Source organism: Flavobacterium sp. B114r (genome assembly GCF_056824125.1).
This window is the reverse complement of record NZ_CP124858.1, coordinates 2,087,503-2,100,664: the sequence shown is the minus strand read 5'-3', so window position 1 is coordinate 2,100,664 and position 13,162 is coordinate 2,087,503. Positions and strand designations below refer to the sequence as shown.

Genomic DNA, 13,162 nt, shown 5'->3' with positions numbered 1-13,162 from the left:
TTCTACCTATATATATTATATCTTCTCAGCAATTCTGAGCTTTGCACTTCTTGCTCTGTTGTTGATTTTGATCTCGGCATCATCCGGAACAATCAACTTTCCTATCGTTTTAAAAGGAACAGAAAAATTTCCGAAGAAATCACGTTCCGGCTCACCTTCAAACATTCCGTTTTTAATAAATCTTTTTACCAATCTATCCTCTAACGAATGATAAGAGATAACAGAAAATCTTCCGCCCGGATTTAGAATTTCAAGAGATTGCTCGATAAATTCTTTTAAAACATCCATTTCCTGATTTACCTCGATACGAATTGCCTGATAGATCTGAGCCAATATTTTATTACGCACTCTTTCCGGTAAATATTTTGCCAGAACATCTTTTAATTCATCTGTAGTTTTTATTGGCAGATGTTCTCTTGCCTCTACAATTGTTCTTGCTAAAACCGGTGCATTCTTCAACTCCCCATAATCAAAAAAAACACGACGTAAATCCTGTTCTTCATATTCGTTAACCACACGGTAAGCATTTAAATCATTTTTCTGACTCATCCGCATATCGAGTTCGGCATCAAATCTTGTCGAGAACCCTCTTTCCGGAACATCAAACTGATGCGATGAAACACCTAAATCAGCCAAAATTCCATCAACACTTTTAACACCATGAAAACGAAGAAATCTTTTTATAAACCTAAAGTTCTCATTAATTAAGGTAAACCTTTCATCTGGTAACGCATTTGCCAATGCATCTTCGTCCTGATCAAAAGCAAATAATTTTCCGTTTGGCCCTAATCGTTTCAAAATCTCTTTTGAATGACCACCGCCACCAAACGTAACATCTACATAAACGCCATCTGGTTTAATATTTAAACCATCAACTGTAGGATGAAGCAAAACCGGATTATGATATTCCATTGTCGTCGTCATTAATATTTCCCATTACTTCTTCGGCTAAATCTGCAAAATCCATATCTTCGCCGCTTATTGATTTTTCATATAAATCTTTATCCCAAATCTCCACAATATTAACCGCAGATGAAAAAACCACATCTTTAGAAATACCTGAAAAAGCTACCAAGTCCTTTGGAACCAATAACCTTCCCAATGCATCAATCTCTACTACTTTAACTCCAGCAGTAAATCTTCGAATGAAATCATTGTTCTTTTTTACAAAACGATTCAGCTTGTTGATTTTTTGCATCATCAAGTTCCATTCTTCCATTGGATATAATTCTAAACACGGCTGAAAAACAGAGCGCTTCAAAACGAATCCGTCCTGAAGAGAAGAAGCCAATTGCTTTTTCAAGGGTGCAGGCATCATTAGCCTCCCTTTAGCATCGACTTTACACTCATATGTTCCAACAATTGTGTTCAAGAAAATTACATTAATATGTTACACAGCAAAAATATAAAAAATATTACCACATTTTACCACTAAATACCACTTTGTTAATAAGTTTAACCACTTTCCTACCACCCGGCTTAATTTATGGACAATCAATACTTTAACTTATAATTAACGAATAGTCAATAACATTTCGACATCAAAAAAATAATGCATAATATTTCTTAAAAAATTAGTTATTATGCAGTTTTCTTAACATTTAGGAAACACACCAAAACACCCTATAAAAGCTGATTTTTAAACACTTACATATTCTACTAAAATTATCTAGTTAAAAAACGGTAGCAAAAATCCATTTTTATTTATTAAACCCTATATTTGTCCCAATTGAAATTGGCATTAAATTAAATGGACAAACACTACAAAAAAGAAGGCAAATACAGCTATTATGAAGCTGGAGAAGGAACTCCTATCGTTATTTTACATGGCTTAATGGGAGGCCTTAGTAACTTTGATGCTGTAGCAGAATATTTCCCAACGAAAGGATACAAAGTTGTTATCCCGGATTTGCCAATATACACCCAAAGTATTTTAAAAACCAACGTAAAAAGCTTTGCTAAATACGTGAAAGACTTTATCACTTTTAAAGGCTTTGACAAAGTTATTTTACTAGGCAACTCCCTTGGAGGACATATTGCTCTTTACCACACTAAGTTATACCCTGAAAAAGTAGCAGGATTAGTAATTACCGGAAGCTCAGGTCTTTATGAAAGCGCTATGGGAGACAGTTACCCAAAAAGAGGAGATTATGAATACATCAGAAAGAAAGCTGAAGATGTATTTTATGACCCTAAAATTGCAACTCCGGAACTTATTGACGAGGTATACGCAACGGTTAACGATCGTATCAAACTGATCAAAACCCTAACAATTGCAAAAAGCGCCATTCGTCATAATATGGCGAAAGATTTACCAAAAATGACAGTTGAAACCTGTATTATCTGGGGTAAAAACGATGCTGTAACTCCACCCAATGTGGCCGAAGAATTTGATAAATTATTGCCTAATTCAACTTTATACTGGATAGACAAATGTGGACACGCTGCTATGATGGAACATCCTCAGGAATTCAATGCAATTCTTGAAGAATGGCTCGTTAAAAAAAATTTATAGCACTAAACTTTCGACTTTAAGGAGGTCTTAAACACAAAAAACATGAAAATTAATACCGCCGAATTTATAATCAGTAATTCTGAAGTTGCAAAATGTCCACAGGATTTTTTGCCGGAATATGCTTTTATCGGAAGATCAAATGTAGGCAAGTCCTCTTTGATCAATATGCTTACCAATCATAAAAATTTAGCTAAAACTTCAGGAAGACCTGGAAAGACACAGTTAATTAATCACTTTAAGATTAACAACAATTGGTTTTTGGTCGATTTACCTGGTTACGGATACGCTAAAGTATCTAAAAAAACGAAATCTGTTTTTCAGCAATTCATTACAGATTACTTTGAAACCAGAGAACAACTAGTTTGCGCTTTTGTTTTGATTGATATTCGTCATGAAGCACAATCCATAGACATTGAATTTATGTCATATATGGGAGAAAGCGAAATTCCGTTTTGCATCATTTTTACCAAAGCAGACAAAATCAGCAAGACAAAAATCGACTCGCATATTGCAGCATACAAAAAACAGATGTTTGCCAATAACTGGGAAGAAATGCCTCATTATTTCGTGACTTCTGCTACAGAACAAACAGGAAAAGACGAAGTTTTAAACTATATTGACGAAGTTAATCAGGAGGTTTTTAAAAACAACTCGCAATTTTAAATTCCAATAAAAAAATTCCAATTTTCAATTTCTGAGGTTTATCAGAATGTGAAAAATAAAAAAAATCCCAAATTCCAAGTTTTAATTGGAATTTGGGATTTTTTATTTTATTAGAATTTCTTTCCTGTGTTGGAATTTAAAATTTCAAAAATTGGAATTTAACTATTTCGTTAGTTCCAGTTTTTCCGCAAAATAATCACAGAAATCTTTCATTGTATCTGACATTTTTTCGTCATCTGTTGCACGTTTAAAAGTATCCGACATTGCTACGAGTGTCTGATGAAAGAAAATCTTCATTTCATCAACCGGCATATCTTTTGTCCACAAATCAATACGCATCGTTTCTTTGGCTTTACTATCCCAAATAGACAACATAATTGCTTTTGCTTCTTCAGCCTGAACACCACCGTCTTGTGCGCTCCAAGTTAATTTTTCCGGCACACGGTTTTCATCTAATTCTATATTGAATCTAATTTCTGAGTTTATTGTATCTGACATTACTTCTTAGGTTTATATTTTGATTTTTCAAAAATTTCTTTTGCATTTACTTTTAATAATTCCGGCAAGGTTACATTAGTATTATTCTTCATGTATGATCGCACCATTTGCCATCCCAGCCACGCACCAATTCGTCCGGGTGATTCATTGTCGATTTCTAAATAGAACTTAGAAAACGGAGCAGGTGCAATAAATCGTGTTGTTAGTTTTGGATCATCGCTGTACAACATTTCATTTTCGATAAAAAAGCGCCACATATATGCTTCATTTTCCTGACACCATTTTATTTGTTCTGCTGTATAACCCATTTTTTCAGCATCTGTATATTCAGGCAGAAGCAGATCTTTTGCGTACAGCTGTTTTCCTTCAAAAATCATTTGCGAAACCAGGTTTTTATCCTGAAAAGCGGGAATATTTCTGTAAGCAAAACTAGAAACTACATCTGGCATAATTTGTTTCTCTTCGAAATTCTGCTTAATATAATTTGGGAATTCATAAAACTTATGTTCTTTTCCCAAATACAATTCCAAAGCTACAATTACCAGACTATCTGCATAAATGGCTTTAGCATTATAATCCATTTCTCCAATTACCGTAATTACTTTAGGAGTTTTTGTTTTTGGAAAATAATACTTAACGTGCTGGAACAACTTATTAAATTCCTCTCGCACAGGTTCAAAATTGGAATATTTTTTCTGTACTTCTGCATATACTTCTTTCCAAAGCGGATCCTGCATTTTTTTTAACCATATATCATCTTCGATGCCTGCCGGAAAAAAGAACGGATATTGTTTTTTTACTTTAGCTAAATCTTCTGGTTTAGTTTCAAAAAATACTTTATCAAAACGCTCTACTTTAATATCAACCGGTATTTCTTCGACTTCTTTTTCTACTTTAGTTTTTTGCTCACAGGACAAAAAAAACAAGCACAGAACCATTGCAAAGCGATAAATTTTCATTTTATTTTAATTAGATTTGTGTTGCTGGATTTTAAGTAAATCTATACTTAAAAAATATTCTGCAAATATACATCGCTACATCTTAAAACCTGAACTATTATGGCTAAAAAAAGTACCATCCAGACAGAAAAAGTAAATACCCACATTGTAGAGTGGTTAAAAAATTATGCTAACAATGCAAAAGTAAACGGTTTTGTAATTGGAATTTCAGGTGGAGTTGACTCTGCTGTTACTTCTACACTATGCGCTCAGACAGGTTTAAAAGTTTTATGTGTCGAAATGCCAATTCATCAGGCTCCAAATCAAGTTTCAAGAGGAAGAGAACATATTGATCAATTAAAAAAACGTTTTCCGAATGTTTCTGATGTAGAAACTGACCTTACAGCTACTTTTGAAGCTTTTAAAACTGCGGTACCAAAAACAGATAACGAAGCCAAAGTGAGCTTATCATTAGCCAATACACGTGCTCGTTTACGAATGACATCTTTATATTATTTAGCGGGACTTAATGGTTTGCTAGTTGCAGGTACCGGAAACAAGGTAGAAGATTTTGGCGTAGGATTTTATACTAAATACGGTGATGGCGGAGTCGATTTAAGTCCAATTGCTGACTTAATGAAATCGGATGTTTATGCTCTTGGAGCATTTTTAACAATTCCTGAATCAATTTTAACAGCTGCGCCTACCGATGGATTATTTGGAGACAATCGCACGGATGAAGATCAATTAGGAGCAAGTTATGACGAACTTGAATGGGCAATGTTGGCCGCGGAGTCAGGAAAAACGCCAGCTGACTTCACTGGGAGAGAAAAATCTGTCTTTGAAATTTATAAACGTTTAAACACCAGCAACAAGCATAAAATGGACGCAATTCCGGTTTGTATAATACCAAAAACGTTAAAATAAAACATTTTAACATTTGTCTGCAATTAATTACAGAATTTATTTATTAATTTTACAGTTCCAAAAACATGAACAATTCTAAAAAAGGTAAAAATTATGATTAAAGTATGTCTTGCAGACAATCATCCTGTGACTCACTTTGGCGTTAAGTCTTATTTTAAAGACCACGATCAAATTTCAATTGTTGCCAACGTAGGCAATTTTTCAATGGTTAGAGATATCCTTCAGACAAAGGAAATTGACATCCTAATTCTCGATCTAGAGCTGGAAGGGCTTTCGAGTATCTTCGAAGTGAAGTCGATTTTGAAAAATTTCCCAAAAACAAAAATTGTAATTTTTAGTGACCTCGCTGAACAAATGTACGCTCCAAATGCAATTAAAGCAGGAGTTTCCGGGTATGTGCACAAAACAGAAAAACTTGAAACTTTAGGTCTTTCTATCATTAAAGTACATGAAGGTAAAATTATCATCAACGAAACTGTACGTAAAAACATGGCTCTTATTGCTAAACAAAGCAAAAGTGAGCGTTTGTACAGAAAACTTTCGAATCGTGAGATCGAAGTATTACGTTACTTAAGTGATGGTAAGAAAAACAATGAAATCTCTAAAATCTTAAATCTGAACGAGAAAACGATCAGTACTTACAAACTAAGATTATTGACTAAATTAAACGTTACTAATTTAGTTGACTTAGTAAATAAGGCTAAGACTTTAGAAATTATTTAAATTAATGGTATCGCGACATTACTCGTCCTAGTTTTTTTGAAAACGAATTAACTAATTTCGAGTAATCAACAACCATAGACAAAAGCTCTGTATTATCTGTACTATCAGGTTTTATAGAGCTTTTTAATTCCTGGATGATTTTATCAACCAAAAACCAACGCATAGACATAATAGTTTCAGTAACATATTGTGCAATCGTTTCGTGCTTCATTTTCGAAAAGATATTCTGACCTTCCCAATCATGCAGTGTCACTCTTTCATCTTCCATTAAAATATCCGTTACTTCCTGAGCAAAATCAGGCTGTAAACGCATTAAATATTGTTCGAGACTAAATTTTTCATTCTGGTTAAAAAATCCAATTAAATCTGTAAAGATATCACGAAACAAATTATTAGACAGTTCAACCTCATCTTCCTGCAAACTCAAATAAATACGCTCATAAACTTTGTACTGCCTCTTTTCAGAAACCATTACAACTTCACCTTCGTCATTATTTTTTAAAAGTACATCTTCAAATTCTTCTGTTTTATCTCCGTAAAGCAATAAAATCTCAATTACTTTTCGCTCCAGGCGGTATAAAATATCAACTTTTTCTGTTGGTTCTGCTGCAAATCCCGGTTCACCCGGATAATAATCCTCTGGTGGCCCATTTCTTGGATCTTCCGGATCTCCTCCTGAATAACCTGTGTTTTGTGGGCTTTGATTTCTAAAAACTTCAAAAGGTTTCTGTTCCTGTTTTTGTTTTTTATTAACATCAGCAAGATCTTTTTGAATAAGCTGAGCCAAAGTACTCACAAGTACCTGCTCAGAAATATCCATAATTCTGGCACATTCCTGTGTATAAATTTCACGCTGAATACGATCGGGAATTTTCGAGATACTAACGACCATATCACGAATCAAATCGGCTTTTTTTATAGGATCGTTTTTAGCCTCTTTCATTAAAAGTGACGCCTTAAACTGTATAAAATCTTTACTGTTTTCATCTAAATAGGCAACTAGATCATCGTGAGACGTTTTTCGTGCAAAACTGTCCGGATCTTCTCCGTCAGGAAAAGCACAAACTCTCACGTTCATTCCTTCTTCCAGAATCAAATCGATTCCTCGAACAGAAGCACGTAATCCTGCAGCATCTCCATCAAAAAGAACTGTAATATTTCTTGTAAGACGATTTATTAAACGAATCTGATCCGGCGTTAAAGCTGTTCCTGATGAAGCTACAACATTTTCTATTCCGGCCTGATTGAATTGAATTACGTCTGTATAACCTTCTACCAGATAACAATTATTTTGCTTGGCGATCGATTGTTTGGCCTGAAAAATACCATAAAGTACTTTACTTTTATGGTAAATATCACTTTCCGGCGAGTTTAAGTACTTCGCCGCTTTTTTATCATTTGTTAAAATACGTCCTCCAAAACCTAAAACACGTCCGGACATACTTTCTATCGGAAACATAACACGACCTTTAAAACGGTCAAAAGGGCGATCTTCTCTGGGAATTGTCAAACCGGTACTTTCCAGAAATTCGAGCTTATAACCTTTACCTAAAGCTTCTTTTGTCAAAGCATCCCAGGTTTCCGGCGAATATCCTAAACTAAATTTTTTGATGGTTTCATTAGTAAAACCTCTTTCCTTAAAATATGAAAGTCCAATTGCTTTTCCTTCTTCTGAATTTAAAAGGGTTTTATGAAAATAATCCTTTGCAAATTCTGAAACCAGGTACATACTTTCACGAACATCCGTCATGGCTTTTTCAGCATCGGTTTGTTCTGTCTCTTCGATCTCGATATTGTATTTTCTGGCTAAATACCGAATGGCTTCAGGATAGGTAAACTGCGAATGTTCCATCAGGAATTTAACAGAGTTCCCTCCTTTTCCTGTACTAAAATCTTTCCAGATTCCTTTGGCAGGTGACACCATAAACGACGGAGAGCGTTCATCTGAGAACGGACTCAGTCCTTTGAAGTTACTCCCTGCACGTTTTAAATTAACATAATCACCGATAACCTCCTCTACACGAGCAGTTTCAAAAACAGAATCAATAGTAGCTTGTGAAATCAAAACGTAAAATATTTAAAAAATTTGAAGTCTGTAAAAGTACATAAATCAATCTTGAAATTTGGAGATTTCAAATAAAAAAAAGCGCTTCTTTCGAAGCACTTCTTTCACTAACTAATTAACTTTATTCTTAATTTAAATCAAGCCTCAATCCTAAAGAAATATTATTTTCTTTTACAGGATTATCCTTAAACAATGGGTTTAGATCATATTTTGCATACAAACTCAAAGCTTTGTAACCTACGTAAGAACTTAATCCGTAAATAAAATTATTTACATTGTAATCTCCTTTTATTGTTGTTTTATAATCTAGATCGTCCTGATCAAATTTTAAGATTTGTTTTGATTTTACATTGATTCCTGCATAACCACCAATCCCGAAACGGAAACTTTTATGTGTTCTAAAATAAGTCTTTCCGTTACTGACCTGTGGCTTAGAAAAATCAAACTCTAAATGTAACGGCAACACGACATAAACATTTCTAAAACGTGATTCGTCAAGATTAATCGCATTTGTTTGCAAAACTGTCTGATCACCGTTTACTACAAAACTTCTGTTATCTGTTGGGCGAATATTATTATACATCAATGATAGCCCGTATTTAGCATGCAATAAATTATCATTTTTCATTAATCTGGAGTTATAGGTAAAACCCCATTCGTAGAAATGCGAACCGATAAAACTGTAATTAGCATCCTGAAGTTTTCCATCTACCATCATGTTGTTTAAACCCATTGCAAATACAAATTGCGAAGTGGTTCTTTTTTCTCCATGAATTGAATCCTTATCTCTTTTGGGATCCCAGCGAATAACATAAATATGAGATGAATCCTGCTCTTTTATTTTTCCATCGACTTTTTGCTGCACTAAGTCATTAAGTTCATTTTGAGCTGCAGTTACTTTTTCCTCAATGATTATTGCTCTGGCTTCTGCTAATTCTTTTTTGCGTTTATCTGCTTGTTCCTGCGTAATTTTCCCTTCAGACAATTGAACGTTTACAGTTTCTACTTCTTCTTTCAAAGCTGCCTTTTCTTCTTTTGTAACCTTTTCTATTTTATTGGCAATTTTCTTTGCTTTTGATTCAAAGGTTTCCTGACCCAGAACCTTACTAACAAATAAGAAGACGAGGATAACAAGGTAAAGTGTAAAATTTTTCATGATTGATTTTTTTTTAAATTGATTGATGATTGATGATGATTATTTAATTATTAAATGCAAATTCTACATTCTATATTCATCGGGTTAAAACCCGACGCTACAATATGAATCGTTCCTCCGGAACTAAAATCTATATTCTTATTTCTTTCTTCTATTCTCTCTACTCCTGTTGATTTCGATTTGCCAAAGCCACTTTTACGGTTTGATAATTCTTATTTACTTTAGTAATCACTTTTTCCCTAAACGAAAGTTCTAATTCTCCATCGACCTGATTGAGGAGATCATTTGGATTGATCCTGATTTTTGATTTTGGCTTAACTGAATTTTCAGCTACTACAGTTTTTTCTGCCGTTTCTAATAATTGCTCTGCTGTTTCTTTTTTAGAAGTTTCAGCAACTGAAGTTTTACTATTGATTGTTTGTTTTTCCTGATTGTTTTTGATGATGATTGAAGACTCCGCTATTTGATTTGATTCATTTTTTATGGTTTTATTTAGTTTTACATTACGATTCTTTTCTTCTTTTGCTGGATTGGATATTGGCGCTTTTTCTGAAATTGCAACTTCTGTTTTATCAGAATCGATTACATCTAAAACTGGTTTTGCAACAGTATCTTTTTTTACTTGCTGTTCTATTACAACATTATTTTTTGGTGTTTCAACGATACTTTTCTTCTGATTAAAAAAGAATGTGCCAACTAATAGAAACCCAACGATACTTGCTGCGACATATAGCCATCTTTTTTTCGAAGCTTGTAGTGAGCGAAGTCGAACTATAGGCTTTGTTTTTTCTTCAGCAACGCTTAGCATTGCGTCTAATCGATCCCAGGCCTTATCACTTGGCTCGATAGTACGTTGATTTAGTTTTTCACGGAAATCCTTTTCAAAATTATTCGGTTCCATATTCTTGTTTTTTTAATGTATTAATCTGTGTTTGCAGCATTTTTCTTGCGTGCGATAATTGCGACTTCGATGTTCCCTCATTGATTCCTAACATCTTTGCAATCTCATTGTGTTTGTATCCTTCTATAGCATATAAATTGAAAACCATTTTATAACCGTCCGGCAAGGCATCTATTAAAAACTGAATTTGATCTATCGAAAACTGATTGTCAATTGCATTAAAGCTTTCTTCGATATAAATTTCATCTTCGGTAAATATTATTTTTTTCTGAACTCTTAAATACGAAATACACTCGTTCACCATAATTCTTCGAATCCAGCCTTCGAAACTTCCTTTGTGTTCAAATTTATTTAAGTTGGTAAACACTTTCATAAAAGCCGTAATCATTACATCTTCTGCCAATTGAATGTCTTTTATATACTGTCGACAAACACTAAGCATTTTCGAAGAAAACCGACTGTATATCTGCTGTTGTGCTTGTCGATTATTGTCGACAGCCAACTTAATAATTTCGGTTTCTTCTTGATGTAAACGGATAATTTTCATTAATAAGCCTTTGGTTTTTGGTTTAGTAACAGTCTTCTATTAGCATAGACGAGTGAAGTTATAAAATGGTTGCACGGACAGGAAAAAAAAATCAATAAAAAAATACACATTCTAAAACAACAGGAACAAATAGCTGATTTACAACAAACTGAAACCGATTATTAAATTAAAAAAAAATCTAATTATCTTTTTTTTTAGCAAGATAATCTAAACAGGCCCAATCGAAAACAAAAAAACCTGCACTATTTTAAATACTGCAAGGTTTTCTTTGATAATGATATTTTAAAAATAACTGGTGACTGGCACATTTTACCAACCGCCGCCACCGCCGCCTCCACCTCCGCCTCCGGAGCTTCCCCCACCTGAACTTCCACTACTCCAGCTTCCACTGCTTCCGCTGGAACTACTGGATGAAGAACGTGATGATGCAGGAGGATTAGGGTTAACTGCCGCGCTGTTGACAGAATTTCCAAAACCGGACAAGAACATTGCTGGCTGTCTATAGAATGTATCATCGCCCTGATACCAAGCAGGATCGTATTTGGCCAATTCTAAAACTTCTTCAAATTGTTTTCCCCACTCTATCTCGACTCCCAATGCAATCGCATACGGAAATAATTTCTCGAATAATTGAGGTGTCAGTTCAGGAGGATTTAACATGTTCATTCGGTCTTTTTCTGCCGTTTGCAGATAGAGCTTAAATCCTTCCAATCTATGTAATGCCTCTGCGCCTTTTTCTGTATACTTTCCTAAAGTTTTTACATAAATTATATACATAAGAAAAACAACTCCAATAGCAATCATATGTACCGCGCTTAAAAAAGAAATCGAAGCAAAAAAGATAAATAATACCGCAGGTAAAATAAAGAAAGCCAAAATACCTCTCAAAACAAGCTGGCCAACGCCTATGTCTTTTTTTGTAAACCAATAAGTTAATCCCGAAACTGCAACGATCAATCCTGCATAAAATGGATAATTATAATATCCATTATTGTTAGAAAGCAACTGATAAGTAAGTCCTGCAATCAAAAAAACAGCAAAACCAATCCATTTTTTTCGGGTATTATTTTGATAATAGTCTTCTAAATTTATTTGTTTGTTTATTGTTTTAAGCCATTTAGAATATGCTTTTTCGAAAATCTTATAATTAGAGTCGGTTACTTTTATTTTATCTTTTTTTGTAAAACCGCTTATTATATCTGATTCTTCTATACTCAGAGCACTTGATTGCCTGTTTAAAACTTCTATCTCATAGGTATGTTTGTTTGTAAAAATACCATTTTCTGTGGTTGACAAAATTCTAATCGCACCTTTTACTGAAGCATTTATAAATGATGCCATATAGGTTTTATCAAGTATTTTTCTGTGATATACATATCCTATAATCGCAGGAGACCAATCAAAAGGCGGCATAAATTCAGGCATCACTGCTTTTTTAGCGGGATCTTTGCCGTATTTCTTCCAACTAAAAAAGAAGAAAAGTGCCATTCCTATTCCGTAAATACCGGTCCACAAATTTGTTTTTATTTGTTTATAAAAAGAAGCTGATTCCTGAAGAAAAGTAGGCGGATCAACAATTCCTTTAGCAAACGATGCCGCAACTGTCAATCCTTCATTTGCACTAAGCTGTACAGTTCCAAAACTGGCAACAGTATGATCATCATTTAAGGAACTAATGCAATTTGATTCTGTCGATCCTGACAATCCCGTATAACAATGGAAATTCTCGAATTTATTATTTTCTGATGGAAGTGAAATCTCGCAAGTTGCTTTATCGATCGGCAAATTCCAGCCATTTCCTGTTACATTCCAATACAACTCATCATATTGATCGAAATATCCAATCTGAAATGGAGCGGTATAACTAATTTCATAATCATATATACCACTTTGTAATTCAAGATCTTTGTTTCCTATATAAATTTTCCAGTCGCCTGATTCTTCTTTTGTAAAATACGACTCAGTCTTTCCATCTTTTTTTACGGAATTTATAGTGTATTGCACATCAATCTCATGACCATCTTTATCTTTTCTGGTCAATGGTAAAATTCTTAAAAGTCCGTGTCTAAAAATAATGCCTTCGGCATATATAGAGATTTTTTCGACAACATTAATATGACCTGATTTTTCGATTTTAATTTTAACATCAAAATTCAAAATTCTTTCCTGGGCTTGGGCCTGATAGAAGAATATAGAAAATAAAACGAAGAATATTTTTCTTAACAACAT

13 protein-coding genes are annotated in these 13,162 nt (G+C 33.9%); 4 read left to right on the top strand and 9 right to left on the bottom strand.

The annotated features are described in order from the left end of the window. Window positions 1–15: 15 nt before the first annotated feature. Window positions 16–924, bottom strand: a complete 909-nt coding sequence (gene rsmH, locus QLQ94_RS09205; RefSeq protein ID WP_271336523.1) for a 16S rRNA (cytosine(1402)-N(4))-methyltransferase RsmH — start codon at window positions 922–924, stop codon at window positions 16–18. Continuing rightward, window positions 899–1,372, bottom strand: a complete 474-nt coding sequence (gene mraZ / locus QLQ94_RS09200; RefSeq protein ID WP_271336524.1) for a division/cell wall cluster transcriptional repressor MraZ — start codon at window positions 1,370–1,372, stop codon at window positions 899–901. The genes rsmH and mraZ overlap by 26 nt, the downstream gene beginning before the upstream one ends. A 378-nt stretch (window positions 1,373–1,750) precedes the next feature. On the opposite strand from mraZ, the gene QLQ94_RS09195 reads away from it, so the two are divergent. Together QLQ94_RS09195 and yihA are read left to right on the top strand one after the other, a co-directional pair. Next, complete coding sequence (locus QLQ94_RS09195) at window positions 1,751–2,515, top strand: alpha/beta fold hydrolase (RefSeq protein ID WP_271336525.1); 765 nt, start codon at window positions 1,751–1,753, stop codon at window positions 2,513–2,515. A 42-nt stretch (window positions 2,516–2,557) separates the two neighbouring features. After that, on the top strand, window positions 2,558–3,178 hold the full coding sequence (yihA, locus tag QLQ94_RS09190; protein WP_271336526.1) for a ribosome biogenesis GTP-binding protein YihA/YsxC: 621 nt from the start codon (window positions 2,558–2,560) through the stop codon (window positions 3,176–3,178). 162 nt (window positions 3,179–3,340) lie between these two features. On the opposite strand, the gene gldC is transcribed toward yihA, so the two are convergent. After that, on the bottom strand, window positions 3,341–3,676 hold the full coding sequence (gene gldC, locus QLQ94_RS09185) for a gliding motility protein GldC (protein ID WP_029273283.1): 336 nt from the start codon (window positions 3,674–3,676) through the stop codon (window positions 3,341–3,343). Next, a complete protein-coding gene (gene gldB / locus QLQ94_RS09180) occupies window positions 3,676–4,635 on the bottom strand; it encodes a gliding motility lipoprotein GldB (RefSeq protein WP_271336527.1) in 960 nt (319 codons plus the stop codon). Before gldB ends, gldC begins: the two co-directional genes overlap by 1 nt. 99 nt (window positions 4,636–4,734) lie before the next feature. On the opposite strand from gldB, the gene nadE reads away from it, so the two are divergent. After that, on the top strand, window positions 4,735–5,541 hold the full coding sequence (gene nadE, locus QLQ94_RS09175) for an NAD(+) synthase (RefSeq protein WP_271336528.1): 807 nt from the start codon (window positions 4,735–4,737) through the stop codon (window positions 5,539–5,541). A gap of 93 nt (window positions 5,542–5,634) precedes the next feature. Further along, entirely contained in the window at window positions 5,635–6,264 is a 630-nt protein-coding gene (locus QLQ94_RS09170; RefSeq protein ID WP_026730588.1) for a response regulator transcription factor, read from the top strand. A 1-nt stretch (window position 6,265) separates the two neighbouring features. On the opposite strand, the gene dnaG is transcribed toward QLQ94_RS09170, so the two are convergent. The 5 genes from dnaG to QLQ94_RS09145 form a co-directional block, all read right to left on the bottom strand. Continuing rightward, window positions 6,266–8,329 (bottom strand): DNA primase, encoded by a 2,064-nt coding sequence (dnaG, locus tag QLQ94_RS09165; RefSeq protein WP_271336530.1) that lies wholly within the window; start codon window positions 8,327–8,329, stop codon window positions 6,266–6,268. Between the two features lie 127 nt (window positions 8,330–8,456). Beyond that, complete coding sequence (locus tag QLQ94_RS09160) at window positions 8,457–9,485, bottom strand: hypothetical protein (RefSeq protein ID WP_271336531.1); 1,029 nt, start codon at window positions 9,483–9,485, stop codon at window positions 8,457–8,459. Window positions 9,486–9,645: 160 nt separating this feature from the next. Next, complete coding sequence (locus QLQ94_RS09155) at window positions 9,646–10,386, bottom strand: hypothetical protein (protein ID WP_271336532.1); 741 nt, start codon at window positions 10,384–10,386, stop codon at window positions 9,646–9,648. Next, window positions 10,373–10,933: an RNA polymerase sigma factor gene (locus QLQ94_RS09150; protein WP_427402595.1), complete on the bottom strand. Its 561-nt coding sequence runs from the start codon at window positions 10,931–10,933 to the stop codon at window positions 10,373–10,375. The genes QLQ94_RS09155 and QLQ94_RS09150 overlap by 14 nt, the downstream gene beginning before the upstream one ends. 309 nt (window positions 10,934–11,242) lie before the next feature. Next, window positions 11,243–13,162 (bottom strand): DUF2207 domain-containing protein, encoded by a 1,920-nt coding sequence (locus tag QLQ94_RS09145; protein WP_427402596.1) that lies wholly within the window; start codon window positions 13,160–13,162, stop codon window positions 11,243–11,245.